Origin of the sequence: Raineya orbicola (assembly GCF_002843425.1) — a bacterium.
GTDB classification, from domain to species: Bacteria; Bacteroidota; Bacteroidia; order Cytophagales; family Thermonemataceae; genus Raineya; species Raineya orbicola.
In genome coordinates, this window is record NZ_NKXO01000018.1 from 1 (window position 1) to 13,296 (window position 13,296).

Consider the following 13,296-nt stretch of genomic DNA (forward strand, 5'->3'; position numbering starts at 1 on the left):
GTCAATTTGTGGTCTGGAATTATTGCCTACAAATTCCTAGATAAAAAGCCCACTATTAGAGATTTTCAAGAAAAAAATCTACTTACAAATTTTGAACTTTTTCAAGATATTGCCGCTTAACTCACGTTAGTTCTACTTATGCGGGACATTTTTCATCTAATTATGATGGTGCTTTGAGTGAAAGTTCATCTGTTTTAGATGCATTTGCTTTATGGGGGATTTTAGCAGGATCTAGTGGGGCGGGAGTAGTTGGTAGAAGTGGAGGAGGTGTTACCTCTTACTTAGCCAATACTGGCGGTTCGTTTAGTAGTGCTTCAGGAACAGGAGTTTATGGAATCAGTAATTCTGCATCAGGTACTGGCGGAGTATTTGTAGGTAATAATTTAACCCCATCTAGTACTCTCGTTGATGGCTGTGGGATTTCAGGAAATGGTTTGAGTATAGGAGTATATGGATATGCTACGGGTAATGGCAATGACCGTTGGGGAGGGTATTTTGTTGCGGCAACCAATGCGAACGCTTATGCTTACGTAGGAGGTAGGACTGGCGGAACTAACTATAAAATAAATGGACCTGGCACTGTTTCTACAATGGTTAAGGATTTGAATGGGGAGTATGTAAATATGTTTTGTCCAGAAAGCCCAGAAGTATTATTCCAAGATTATGGAACGGGAAAACTTGTAAATGGCAGAGCATACATTCAACTTGATCCGATTTTTGCAAAAAATATTTATGTAGATGAGGCACATCCTATGAAAGTCTTTATTCAGTTAGAGGGCGATTGCAAGGGAGTTTATGTAACAAACAAATCTAAAAATGGCTTTGAAGTGATAGAATTGCAAGGAGGAACCTCAAATGTAGCTTTCTCTTGGACTGTGGTTGCAAACAGAGCAAATACCTATGACGAAAATGGTAATTTAGACTCACGTTTTCAAGACATAAGGTTCCCGAAATCACCTAAAAAGCCATCAACCTTAGAATTAAAAAATCAAGTAAAAGACAAGGGAACAAAATAAAAATCTTAATAGATGTTTTGGGGCTGGTAAAAGATACCAGCCTTTTTCATTGCAACCATAAATACAATTGTACATTTTTTTATTTTTTGTTTTCCATTTTTCCGTTATTTGTAGAGACAAGGCATTGTCTTGTCTCTACAAATTGAATACGAATTGAATACGAATGAAAATGAATAATATTTTACCCCCAATCTATTATCATTTACCAAAAAATTTATCCTTTTCCCATTGTTGGGGGTTGTTGATGATATAATTTTCTATACGCTGATATTCTTCTGCATTGCGAATAATATGGTCATAAAAGCGGCTTTGCCAAGCAAATTCAAATCCTAAACGCCGAGCGTGCTTGCTTACAGCAGATTTATACGACCCTACAATGGACGAAATGCTATTCTTACCCGGATTTTGAAACCTATTTTGAGCAAAATTATTGCTTTCGCTATGTTTTAGTGATGTGGTTGGGAAACTATCTTCCAAAATCAAAATGCCGTGAATATGATTAGGCATTACAATATATTCACCCAAAGTTACTTTTTGAGCGTGAAAGGGAATTTCAAGCCAAAAAATATCTGCCAAAACACCCACCTGTGAGTATTGCATTTTACCCTCAATAATTTCTCCGAAGTAATGCCATCGGTCTTGGGTACAAATTGTAATAAAATACGCTCCTTGTGAGCCATAATCCCACCAAGAAGCTCTTGCCGAAGGTATCCGATATTTATTTTGAAACTTATCCAAAGTACTTTTCGTTAAAATTCCAAACAAAATGCCTTCGTTGCGTAGATACGAAGGCATTGAAAATATTTTGAATATACGATAGATTTACCCTACACTACCTTCCAAACTGATAGCAAGTAACTTTTGAGCTTCAACGGCAAATTCCATAGGAAGTTGGTTGAGTACCTCACGGGCATAACCATTGACAATCAAGGCAATGGCAGTTTCGGTATCTAAACCTCTTTGGTTGCAGTAAAAAATTTGGTCTTCGCCTATTTTGGAGGTGGTAGCCTCGTGTTCTATGGTCGCAGTTGGGTTTTTTACTTCAATATAAGGGAAAGTATGAGCCCCACACAAATTGCCCAGCAAAAGGCTATCGCATTGTGAGAAATTACGAGCATTTTCAGCTCTTTTATGAATTTCTACTAAACCTCTGTATGAATTTTGGCTCTTACCTGCTGAAATACCCTTGCTCACAATACGGCTTTTGGTATTTTTGCCGATATGTATCATTTTGGTACCTGTATCGGCTTGTTGCATATTGTTGGTAACAGCCACCGAATAAAATTCTCCCACAGAGTTATCGCCTTTCAAAATAACCGAAGGATATTTCCAAGTAATCGCAGAACCCGTTTCTACTTGTGTCCAAGAGATTTTAGAATTTTTACCTGCACAAATACCTCTTTTGGTTACAAAATTGTAAATACCGCCTTTACCTTCCTTATCGCCCGGATACCAATTTTGAACGGTAGAATATTTAATTTCGGCATTATCCAAAGCGATAAGTTCCACAACAGCGGCGTGCAGTTGGTTTTCATCACGCATAGGAGCGGTGCAACCTTCCAAATAACTCACATAACTACCTTCGTCGGCAATGATAAGCGTTCTTTCAAATTGTCCTGTTCCCGATGCATTGATACGGAAATAAGTAGAAAGCTCCATCGGGCAACGCACCCCTTTGGGAATATACACAAAAGAGCCGTCAGAAAATACGGCAGAATTCAAGGCGGCAAAGAAATTATCTGTTACAGGCACTACCGAACCCAAGTACTTTTTCACAAGTTCGGGGTGTTCTTGAATAGCCTCACTGATAGAACAGAAAATAATGCCAAGTTCCGCCAGCTTGCTCTTGAAAGTAGTAGCTACCGAAACGCTATCAATAACGGCATCAACGGCAACCCCTGTGAGGCGTTTTTGCTCCTCTAAGGAAATACCTAATTTTTCAAAAGTTTTCAGGATTTCAGGATCTACTTCGTCGAGGCTGTTTAATTTAGGTTTCTTTTTGGGAGCAGAGTAATATTTTATGTCCTGATAGTCAATAGGCAAGTAATGCACATTCTGCCAAGAAGGTTCTTTCATTGTGAGCCATTTCCGATACGCATTCAAACGCCACTCCAACATCCATTCAGGCTCATTTTTTTTGGCAGAAATAAAACGAATAATATCCTCATTTAAGCCTTTGGGGGCTTCTTCGGCTTCAATATTGCTTACAAAGCCATATTTGTAGTCAGAATTGATATGTTCAATCAAGATTTCGTCCATAAGGGCGTAATTTTTATTTAGAATGAGTTTAGATTACACAAAGATATAACAAATTTTTGAGAAAAAAGTTTGCTATCGGAAAATTTTTCAAAGAAGTTGTTTAGGATTGTAATTTTTTATTTATTCTCGAATTAAAAACACCACCCCCGCCCCTCCTCATTGAGGAGGGGAGTTTTTTTTTTTAAGTCTTAAAAATCAAAACTTTAGGAATATTCAATCTCCCCTCCTTTACAAGGAGGGGATTAAGGGGTGGTTTTTCACAAGTGCAATAAAAGAATATTTTGATTTCAAGCTACAAATTCGGAAATCCTTTTTTAATCTTAAATAACCTCTATTTTTGCATTAAGCTGATAAACTCATCAAACAAATAACGTGAATCGTGAGTGCCGGGCGAGGCTTCGGGGTGATATTGTACCGAAAAAGCGGGTTTATCGGTACGGCGTAAGCCCTCAACGCTATGGTCATTTAGATTGATGTGGGTAATTTGTATATGCGAACTTTGTTCAATTTCTTCTCTATTCACCCCAAAGCCGTGATTTTGAGAGGTTATTTCGCTTTTGCCTGTGATTACATTTTTTACGGGGTGATTTAAGCCTCTGTGTCCGTGATGCATTTTGTGTGTGCCTACACCGCTGGCAAGAGCTAAAATCTGATGCCCTAAACAAATCCCAAACAGAGGAGCATTGATTTCTAAAATTTGTTTTACGGTTTCAACAGCATAGGGCATAGCGGCGGGGTCGCCGGGTCCGTTGGAAATAAAATATCCATCAGGATTAAATTTTTGCATTTCGCTTAAAGGAGTTTTTGCGGGAAATACCTGCATATACACGTTTCTTTCTGCCAAACAGCGTAAAATATTACGCTTGACCCCCAAATCTAAAACAGCTACTTTGTAGGTTGCCTGTGGATTGCCAAAAAAATAAGGTTGCTTTGTACTTACTTGTGAAGAGAGTTCAAGTCCTTTCATTGGAGGGGTTTCTTGGAGTTTGCTTTGCAAAAAATCTATATCCAAATTTTCTGATGAAATAACCCCATTCATAGCTCCTTGGGTGCGAATATGTTGCACCAAACGGCGAGTATCTACTCCTGCAATGGCTACAATATTATTTTCCTCTAAATAAGATTGCAAAGATTTTTCGGCTTTGTGGCGTGAAAAAATATGAGAAAAGGCATTGCAAACCATTCCTCGGATAGTGGGTTTTTCTGCTTCTTGTTCCTCGTGGTACGTGCCATAGATGCCTATATGAGCAGTAGTATTTACCACGATTTGCCCAAAATACGAAGGGTCGGTATAAATTTCCTGATAGCCCGTCATTCCTGTATTGAAGCAAATTTCGCCTGTGGTAGTGCCTGTTTTACCAATTGCAAAACCTTCAAAGAGTGTTCCATCTTCCAATAGCAAGCGAGCAGGAGGTAGAAAGGTGTATTTCATCATAAAGGTAGGCTTAAAAAATTGTGCAAAGTTAGTGAGAAATTTGATTTGTAAGAAAAAAAAATTATTTTTGGTAAAAAACTGCTATGATTGAAATTTCCAAGAAAAAGCCTTTTTTTCCTGTTTCCAAAGGTTTAAGTGCATATTTGCAGAACTATCAGCGAAATTGTGTGTTGCCTGTAAGCTACGAGGATTTACTTCGCTACACAGATGCTTTTCCTGTTTTGGATAAAAAAGGCAAAGACACACTCTGGAACTCTGTTATTTACAGCCAAGATATGACGCAAGAACTTGATAAAGCCCTAACCACCGTCTATGCCTTGCTCAAAACTGATGGCGATATTTCTGTAATGGAGCATTTACACGTAGATAGAATTGATTTTTGTGTTTTTGGAAATTCTCACCCTTTTCGTATCAAAATCATCAATAACTACAACGACAATTACGATTATTTTTACGTAAAAAAAGCCGATGCTTCTCGGATTTATGGTTTGGAGTTAGAACATTTGCTTTCGCCGAATAGAATCAGCTTTTTGGTGCATAAAAATACACTTATAGAAGAACACATTGCAGGCATACCCGGTGATGCTTTTATTCAAAACTATCTCCAACGCCCCGAAATGAACCGAGTACGCATTGCCAAAGAGTTTGTTAAGTTCAATGAACGTTGTTTTATTCGTCTGCTCGGTGATATGCGTGCTTACAACTATGTAGTGGATATTACCCCCGATTTTGATAATGAGCAGTATCGGGTGCGTGCCATTGATTTTGACCAGCAATCTTACGAGGGCAAACACCGAATGTATTTACCTCAATTTTTCAAGGAAAACAATCCGATTGTGGAACTTTGTTTGAAGTATGTAAATAAAGAAACCGCCAAGCAGTACCAACACGAAGAGCGAACACTCATTGGTAGAAGGCTGGTTTCGGCACGTTATCGGGTGAAAGATTTGATTGATGTAATGCGAAAAGACACCATTTCAAGCCCTGAAAAAACTTATCAGCTCAAACACGAACTTGCCGAGTATCACAAAAATAACGAATTCCTTAAATGCAAAACGATGGGAGATGTTGTTCGGATTCAGCTCAAAGTGGCATTGTTGAAATAAAAATTATGAATTTCACCTATTTGAAAGCAAATGCAATAAAAAAACCTTTAAGATTTTCAGAATCTTAAAGGCTCAAGGTATAACTATCAGAATTTACTCAACGATTGCCTTACGCACTTCTTGTGTTTTGGCTTGTAGGGGTTTGAGGTCTTCGGTAGAAACGGGAATTTTATCGCCTGTTTTGTAAGAGGCAAATTTTTCGCCGTATTTTTTCTCTGTGTAAATTTTCTTGATTTCTTTCAAGCCATTAAGCAAATCTTGGGCTTTGCCTGTGGGTTTTACGGCTTCCAAAGAACTGATAGCATCATCAAGCGATTTTTCTTGGTCGGCAATAATTTTTACCATTCTGCTGAAAACCAAGTCTTTGGTATTTTTGTCCATATCCGAAGGCATCGTGATGATGCTTGTAGAAATATGCAAACCTTCTACAAACATAGCTCCCAAAATAATTGCAGAAATGTTGGCTCTTTCGTTTGCTTTGAGGTATTTATCAATGTTTTGCACGGTTTCGTTGGCAATCTTGATGAGCGAATCTTTTTTATCAAGGTTTTTACCGAAACGCTCAATTTTTTGTTGGTCTATGGCAGAGCTAACACCAATCTTATCAGCGAGTTTTTGGCAAGCATTCATATAATCACTACCCATCTGAATTTTTTCGTAATTCAGCACGTATCCCAAATCCATTACATAAGTACCGAAGTTCATTGCGGCAAGGTCATTGGTAGTGAGATATTTGTCTACATTTTTAGTAGGGTTAATGAGCTTTTCATAGAAATCATCAACGCCTGCCGAAGCAAGTAAATCAGGCAATTCTTGCACCGAAGGTAATTGCTTTACAGCATCAGAAACATTTTTAATTACTTCCTCTTTAACTTTCTGTGTGATAGTAGTATCGGGCTTTTGCTCGCCTGAGCCTTTATTTTCACAACCTACTATCCAACAACCTGATACAAGCAAAGTTACAATAGCGAAAACTCGTTTGGTTTGCATAAAAGATGTTTTTTTGGGTGAAAATTTGCAAGGCAAACATAACAAAAAAAATAAAAACACCAAGCAGTTTGCAAAAAAATTACAAACTTCTGTATCCGTAAAAAGCGAAATATATTTTTTCAATCTTTCAATTTTAGCAAATCTTTGTAAATAACCTTGATAACCTCCTTGCTTTCGGGGTTATACTGCCAATTGTTATCAAAATGATACACAATTTCGGGATTGGGTTTGGGTGAAATGGTTAGACTATGAAAGCGGGTATCTTTTTCTTGCTCCTGACGAATTTTCTTGATAATATCTTCTCGCAAAGAAAACATTACAAAGTCGGAAATCATCAGCACATCAGCTTCTTTGTATTCATTGGTTTGAAGCATACGAATTGCCTCTATGAGAGCAGGGGCAGCATCTGTACCGCCGTGAAAAGACATCATCAAAAATTCAATGAGTAAATCCATTGAATTTGCCAAATTCAAAAGATTGATAGTTTTTATACCCACCGAAAAATTGATAAGATAAGCCTTCCTATTTTCAGTGCTTGCCATTTTGAGAATAGCAAAACATAGCGTTTTAGCAATTTGCTCGGGCGTGCCTTCCATTGAGCCACTCGTATCTACGCATACGATAAAAGGGCCTTTTTCTTTTTTACGCACTTTTTGCTGACGAAAATACTGAATTTTATCGTGTTGCACCAAAGTTTTTCCCTGATACCGAAAGCTCAAAAGTTCTTTTTCAACATATTTTTTCCAGAAGGCGTTTTCAGTGGCGCTATCGCCCAAAAAAGCCATTTCCGAAGGCAACACGTTGGGCAAATAATTATCTTGAAAAACACCCCCAATTTCATCTTTTTTCTGAAAATCTGCTACCCAAGCCTTTCGGCTGATGATGTTTTCATAGATTTCTTCGTTCGTTTCGCTGCGAGCCTGACGCATTTTGCCCAGCATTTCGGCAAGTTCTCGCAAACCTTGTTCTTTTTGTAGAATTTGAGCATATTTTTCGAGTAGTTCAAACCCTGCTTTATGCCATTTGCCCGAAGACATATCCCAAAAATGCCCAACCTCGCTTGCAAAAGGAGAAATTAACTCTATAAACTTGCTAAATTCCTCAATTTTATTTTCCAAGATTTGCAGAAAAGTCTCTTGCTCTTTTTCAGTTTGTTCTATTTCCCACTGCAAACGCTTGGCAGTAAGTAAGGCTTTCCACTGCGTAAGTAAATCATCTGCAATCACTTCAAGCTCTTGTAGTTCTTTTTCATATTTTTTGCCTTCCTTTTCCAAAGCAAAAAGGTCTATGTGGCGTAAAATGGCTTCAAACTTTTTTTCATAAAAGCTAATATCTAATTCTTGCGTTGTGTAAATTTCTTTGAGGTAGTTCGTAAGGTAATACCATTGCTTTGCCCACCAAAAAGCGGGCGTAGCTTCCCAACGCTGAAAAAGGCTAATTTCATCAAGAAAAGGATTTTTCGTATCTAATTGAACTTGTATTTTTTTGAGCCATTTCAGCAAATCTACAAGTATTTGCTCGCTGGCTTGTTTGTATTTTTCTGCAATATCTCTGACTTTCGGGCTTTCCAAAATCTTATCAAGGGCTTGGGCTATGGGCAGATTGTAAATTTGCAAAGAAGCAGAGAGCCTTTCCAAATTATTGGGCAAATGAAGTTTCTTTTTCAGGTATTCCGTTAGGTATTGACGAGTAGGGCGGTCAAAGATTTTTCCAAACTCTACAAAACGCGTGATTTCCTCTTGCATAGCAGTTTTGTTTTCAAGAAAACTCCTTATGTGTTTTTTTGTTTGCCTTTAAGTCTTATTTGCATTTAAGGGTTTTTCTGCAAATAAGAAATTCCATATTTGTAGAAAAACGATTTTCTGCAAATATAAATTTTTATATTTGCAGAAAGTCATTTTTTATGATACGATTAAGTGAATTTCAAGCAGGTATTTGGCAAAAGCAATATCAGTATAAAAGTTTTGAGCCGACTTTTATCAATACAGCTTGGCAAATTGATGTTCCTGAAATTATTTTGCAATTGAGTCAAGCAGATAAAAAATTGGGCGAGTTAAATGCCTACTCTCAACTTATTCCTGATGTGGATTTTTTTATACAGATGCACGTTGTCAAGGAAAGTACATTGAGCAGTAAGATAGAAGGCACACAAACGAATATTGAGCAAGCCGTACAGAGAGCTGAACAAATTCACCCCGAACAGCGAAAAGATTGGCAGGAAGTTCAGAACTATATTGAGGCAATGAACAAATCTATCGTTGCTTTGCAGAATTTACCACTTTCTAATCGTCTGATAAAACAAGCTCATCAAATCCTTTTACAAGGTGTGCGAGGCGAATACAAACTGCCCGGTGAGTTCAGGCGAAGTCAAAACTGGATTGGTGGGGCAAGTCTGAATGATGCTATTTTTATTCCGCCTGCTCCTCAAAACCTTGATGAATTGATGAGCGACTTTGAAAAATTTTTACATAATCCTGAAACCAATTTGCCCCCTTTGCTTAAAATAGCTATTGCTCACTATCAGTTTGAAACTATTCACCCGTTCCTTGACGGCAATGGTAGAATAGGACGTTTGCTGATTACTTTATTTTTAGTAAGTGAAAATCAGCTATCTAAACCAACTTTGTATCTATCCGATTTTTTTGAGAAGCATAGAAATTTGTATTATGATAATTTACAAAGAGTTCGTACTCATAACGATTTAGAGCAGTGGCTTAAATTCTTTTTACAGGGAGTAATTACAACCTCCGAAAATGCTATTCGTACTTTCCGAAATATTATTGATATGAAAGAGAAAAATGAAAATCTTATCACGCATTTGGGAAAAAAGCATAGCAAAGCACGAAAGTTATTAGAATTTCTTTACAGCAAGCCTGTTGTAGAAATTGCAGAGGTAGCTGATTATCTGCAAGTAGAATTCTCCACAGCCAGCCGTTTGGTGAAAGATTTTGTACAACTTCAATTATTGAAAGAAACCACCAATTACAAACGTAATAGGCAATTTATTTTTCAGGAATATTTGCAATTATTTTCATAGAATTGCCAATTTTTAAGGATAAATTCTAACTTTGCACCCAAAAAACTTCACTAACCTTGAAACTCTACAATACTCTCACGCGTCAGAAAGAAAACTTTGAGCCGCTTAATCCGCCTTTTGTGGGCATTTATTTGTGCGGACCTACGGTGTATAACGATGCCCACATAGGCAATGGCAGACCTGCCGTAGTGTTTGATGTCCTTCGCCGCTACCTTACTTACAAAGGCTATAAGGTGCGTTTTGTAAGAAATATCACCGATGTAGGGCATTTGCTGGGCGATACCAACGAAGGCGAAGATAGAATAAGCAAACAAGCCAAACTTGAACAGCTTGAACCTATGGAGATTGTTCAACGCTATACGATTCGCTATCATAGCGTAATGGATAAACTCAACGTTTTGCGTCCTGATATTGAACCCACTGCCACAGGGCATATCTTGGAGCAAATTGAAATGACCCAAAAAATCTTGCAAGCGGGTTTAGCTTATGAAGCGAATGGTTCGGTGTATTTTGATGTGGAAGCCTATCAGAAACGAAACTATAATTACGGCGAACTTTCGGGCAGAGTAATAGAAGAACTCATTGCAGGAGCAGGCGAGGAGCGTAGAACCTTAGAAGGGCAAGATGAAAAGAAAAACCCTGCTGATTTTGCTCTATGGAAAAAAGCCTCTCCCGAACATCTGATGCGTTGGAATTCTCCTTGGGGCGAGGGTTTTCCCGGCTGGCATATTGAGTGTAGCGTAATGAGTACCAAATATTTGGGCGAAACCTTTGATATTCACGGCGGCGGTATGGATTTGATTTTTCCGCATCACGAATGTGAAATTGCCCAAGCCAAAGCCGCTAATGCGGGCAAAAATCCCGTAAAATATTGGATGCACAACAATATGGTAACCGTGAATGGGCAAAAAATGAGTAAGTCTTTGGGCAATTTCATCAGCCTTGCTGAACTTTTTGAAGGTTCTCACGCCTTGCTTTCGCAAGCCTACTCGCCGATGGTAGTACGTTTATTTATTTTGCAGGCTCATTACCGCAGTACCATTGATTTTTCTGATGAAGCCCTGAAAGCTACACAAAAAAATTATTTCAAACTTATCAATGCAGGAAAAGCATTAAGCAAACTTCAATACACGCATTTTGAGCCTTCGCAACACGATACTAAATTAGAAAGCGAAATTCAAACAGAGTTCCAGAAAATATTTGAAGCCCTTGACGACGACTTAAATACGGCTCTTGCTATTACACATTTACTCGCTATCACCAAGAAAATCAATACATTGCAAACAAATCAAGCAAAAATAAGCACCATTCAAGAAAGTACTTTTGCTTTTTTGCAAAAAATGTATCCGTTGGTGCTTACGGAAATTTTGGGCATTCAGGAAGGGCCTATCCAAGAAGTAGAGGCGCTTTTGCAGACTTTGCTTAAATTGTATGCAGAAGCCAAAGCCGAAAAAAATTACGCAAAAGTTGATGAAATTCGTGCAGAACTTAAAAAAATTGGTATCACACTCAAAGATACCAAACAAGGTATTGACTGGGCTTATACCGAAGAATAATTTTTAGAGATATGCCTAAAATTTTCAAAATTAGTATGCTTGCATAATATTTTTTCATAAAAATTTGAATTTTGCCAAACAAAATACTTAACTTGCGACTTAATTACTGAAAATGTTTCACTCTAAAATGAACGCAAATGAAAATTTTAGTTTGCATTACACACGTTCCTGATACCACCACAAAAATCAAATTCACGCCCGATGGCTCAAAATTGGATACCACAGGCGTACAATTTGTGATTGGTCCTTACGACGATTATGCTCTTTCGCGTGCCGTAGAACTCAAAGAACAATTTGGTGCTACCCTAACCGTACTAAACGTAGGTACTGCCGAAACCGAGCCTTCTATTCGTAAAGCTCTGGCTTTGGGTTGTGATGATGCTATTCGCATTGATGCTGAACCTACTGATGCTTTCTTTGTTGCCGAACAAATTGCTCATATTTGCAAGCAAAATAATTATGATTTAGTTCTGATGGGCAGAGAATCCATAGATTTCAATGGAGGACAAGTACACGGCATTGTGGGTGAGCTTTTAGGTATTCCTTCGTTTTCGCCTGTAATGAAATTGGATATTGAAGGCAACATTGCCAAAATGGCAAGAGAAATAGAAGGGGGAAAAGAATATTTGGAAGCTCCTCTGCCTTTGGTGTTGGGTTGCCAAGAGCCAATCGCCGAATGGAAAATCCCGAATATGCGTGGCATTATGTCGGCTAAAAGCAAGCCCTTACAAGTAATTGCTCCTGCCAACCCACAAGAGCTTACCAAAAGTCTTTCATTTGAGTTACCGCCTCCCAAAGGAGCTTGTAAGATGATTCCTGCCGAAGAAGCAGAAAAACTCATAGAACTGCTCAAAACCGAAGCAAAAGTATTGTAATGCAATTTTTTTCATAAACCTTCAAAAATTTGAGTCCGATGTCAGTTTTAATATTTGTAGAAACCGCCGAAGGAAAAGCCAAACCCTCTTCATTAGAAGCTGTTGGATATGGTGCCAAAGTAGCCGAAATGCTTGGCACAACTGCTACGGCTTTGGTACTTGGTGATGCCCAAGAATTGGAAAAATTAGGTAATTATGGAGCAAGCAAAGTGCTTCACGTTGCCGATAGCCGTCTGAATACAGGTATCATTCAGGCGTACAGCAATGTTATTGCTCAGGCTGTAGAAAAGGAAAATGCCTCTGTGCTTGTGCTTGCTAAATCCTCTTTGGGCGATGCTGTGGCGGCTCGTGTAGCAGGTAGATTAAAGGCAGGACTTGCCTCAAATGTTGTTGAGTTGCCTAATTTGAGCAATGGCTTTGTAGTAAAAAGAAGTATTTACACAGGCAAGGCTTTTGCCAATACAATGATTAGTACTGAAAAGAAAATTTTGGCAATCAAGAAAAATATCTATTCTGTAACGCCTTCAAGCAATACGGCAAGTGTTGAAGCCTTTGCTCCTACTTTGAATGATAGCGACTTTGTCGCAAAAATCACAAACACTGAAAAAGCCACAGGTACTATTTCTTTACCCGAAGCAAATATTGTGGTTTCAGGGGGAAGAGGCTTGAAAGGACCCGAAAACTGGGGCATTGTAGAAGAGCTTGCCAAAGTACTTGGTGCTGCTACGGGTTGTTCAAAGCCTGTTTCTGACTTGCATTGGAGACCTCACCACGAACACGTAGGACAAACAGGCGTAAAAGTAAGTCCGAACCTTTACATTGCCATTGGCATTTCGGGAGCTATTCAGCACTTGGCAGGGGTGAATTCTTCTAAATGCATTGTGGTTATCAATTCAGACCCCGAAGCACCCTTTTTCCAAGCCGCCGATTATGGCATCGTAGGCGATGCTTTCCAAGTAGTGCCTAAAATTATTGAGGCGGCAAAGAAAATGTAAAAATCTTTCCAAAACCCGAAAAATTAT

11 protein-coding genes are annotated in these 13,296 nt (G+C 38.4%); 6 read left to right on the top strand and 5 right to left on the bottom strand.

The annotated features are described in order from the left end of the window. Positions 1-173 precede the first annotated feature (173 nt). Positions 174-1,016 (top strand): hypothetical protein, encoded by an 843-nt coding sequence (locus Rain11_RS06600; RefSeq protein ID WP_101358563.1) that lies wholly within the window; start codon positions 174-176, stop codon positions 1,014-1,016. Between the two features lie 198 nt (positions 1,017-1,214). Here the strand turns inward: Rain11_RS06600 and Rain11_RS06605 are convergent, their stop codons facing one another. The 3 genes from Rain11_RS06605 to carA all read right to left on the bottom strand — a co-directional run bounded on the left by Rain11_RS06605 (position 1,215) and on the right by carA (position 4,707). Next, complete coding sequence (locus Rain11_RS06605; protein ID WP_207764431.1) at positions 1,215-1,811, bottom strand: transposase; 597 nt, start codon at positions 1,809-1,811, stop codon at positions 1,215-1,217. A gap of 27 nt (positions 1,812-1,838) precedes the next feature. Continuing rightward, the gene (gene sufB / locus Rain11_RS06610; protein ID WP_101358564.1) at positions 1,839-3,275 is read right to left on the bottom strand and encodes a Fe-S cluster assembly protein SufB; all 1,437 of its coding nucleotides are present in this window, start codon (positions 3,273-3,275) and stop codon (positions 1,839-1,841) included. Between the two features lie 331 nt (positions 3,276-3,606). Beyond that, the gene (gene carA, locus Rain11_RS06615) at positions 3,607-4,707 is read right to left on the bottom strand and encodes a glutamine-hydrolyzing carbamoyl-phosphate synthase small subunit (protein ID WP_101358614.1); all 1,101 of its coding nucleotides are present in this window, start codon (positions 4,705-4,707) and stop codon (positions 3,607-3,609) included. A gap of 86 nt (positions 4,708-4,793) precedes the next feature. On the opposite strand from carA, the gene Rain11_RS06620 reads away from it, so the two are divergent. Further along, positions 4,794-5,816: a hypothetical protein gene (locus Rain11_RS06620; protein WP_101358565.1), complete on the top strand. Its 1,023-nt coding sequence runs from the start codon at positions 4,794-4,796 to the stop codon at positions 5,814-5,816. 93 nt (positions 5,817-5,909) lie between these two features. Here the strand turns inward: Rain11_RS06620 and Rain11_RS06625 are convergent, their stop codons facing one another. Both Rain11_RS06625 and Rain11_RS06630 read right to left on the bottom strand, forming a co-directional pair. Beyond that, a complete protein-coding gene (locus Rain11_RS06625; protein ID WP_101358566.1) occupies positions 5,910-6,806 on the bottom strand; it encodes a hypothetical protein in 897 nt (298 codons plus the stop codon). 119 nt (positions 6,807-6,925) lie between these two features. After that, the gene (locus Rain11_RS06630; RefSeq protein WP_101358567.1) at positions 6,926-8,551 is read right to left on the bottom strand and encodes a VWA domain-containing protein; all 1,626 of its coding nucleotides are present in this window, start codon (positions 8,549-8,551) and stop codon (positions 6,926-6,928) included. Positions 8,552-8,709: 158 nt separating this feature from the next. Here Rain11_RS06630 and Rain11_RS06635 point away from each other — a divergent pair, with 158 nt between their 5' ends. The 4 genes from Rain11_RS06635 to Rain11_RS06650 all read left to right on the top strand — a co-directional run bounded on the left by Rain11_RS06635 (position 8,710) and on the right by Rain11_RS06650 (position 13,269). After that, positions 8,710-9,843, top strand: a complete 1,134-nt coding sequence (locus Rain11_RS06635; RefSeq protein WP_101358568.1) for a Fic family protein — start codon at positions 8,710-8,712, stop codon at positions 9,841-9,843. Between the two features lie 56 nt (positions 9,844-9,899). Beyond that, positions 9,900-11,399 carry a cysteine--tRNA ligase gene (cysS, locus tag Rain11_RS06640; protein ID WP_101358569.1) on the top strand — a complete coding sequence of 500 codons (1,500 nt, stop codon included), beginning with the start codon at positions 9,900-9,902 and terminating at the stop codon, positions 11,397-11,399. Between the two features lie 137 nt (positions 11,400-11,536). Continuing rightward, the gene (locus tag Rain11_RS06645; RefSeq protein WP_101358570.1) at positions 11,537-12,274 is read left to right on the top strand and encodes an electron transfer flavoprotein subunit beta/FixA family protein; all 738 of its coding nucleotides are present in this window, start codon (positions 11,537-11,539) and stop codon (positions 12,272-12,274) included. Positions 12,275-12,312: 38 nt separating this feature from the next. Next, on the top strand, positions 12,313-13,269 hold the full coding sequence (locus tag Rain11_RS06650) for an electron transfer flavoprotein subunit alpha/FixB family protein (protein ID WP_101358571.1): 957 nt from the start codon (positions 12,313-12,315) through the stop codon (positions 13,267-13,269). The last annotated feature ends 27 nt before the right edge of the window (positions 13,270-13,296 follow it).

Bases quoted from the DNA above. Each gene is read 5' to 3' on its own strand.
- carA (WP_101358614.1), bottom strand. From the start codon at position 4,707: ATGAAATACACCTTTCTACCTCCTGCTCGCTTGCTATTGGAAGATGGA.
- Rain11_RS06645 (WP_101358570.1), top strand. From the start codon at position 11,537: ATGAAAATTTTAGTTTGCATTACACACGTTCCTGATACCACCACAAAA.
- Rain11_RS06630 (WP_101358567.1), bottom strand. From the start codon at position 8,551: ATGCAAGAGGAAATCACGCGTTTTGTAGAGTTTGGAAAAATCTTTGAC.
- Rain11_RS06625 (WP_101358566.1), bottom strand. From the start codon at position 6,806: ATGCAAACCAAACGAGTTTTCGCTATTGTAACTTTGCTTGTATCAGGT.
- Rain11_RS06620 (WP_101358565.1), top strand. From the start codon at position 4,794: ATGATTGAAATTTCCAAGAAAAAGCCTTTTTTTCCTGTTTCCAAAGGT.
- Rain11_RS06605 (WP_207764431.1), bottom strand. From the start codon at position 1,811: ATGCCTTCGTATCTACGCAACGAAGGCATTTTGTTTGGAATTTTAACG.
- sufB (WP_101358564.1), bottom strand. From the start codon at position 3,275: ATGGACGAAATCTTGATTGAACATATCAATTCTGACTACAAATATGGC.
- Rain11_RS06635 (WP_101358568.1), top strand. From the start codon at position 8,710: ATGATACGATTAAGTGAATTTCAAGCAGGTATTTGGCAAAAGCAATAT.
- Rain11_RS06650 (WP_101358571.1), top strand. From the start codon at position 12,313: ATGTCAGTTTTAATATTTGTAGAAACCGCCGAAGGAAAAGCCAAACCC.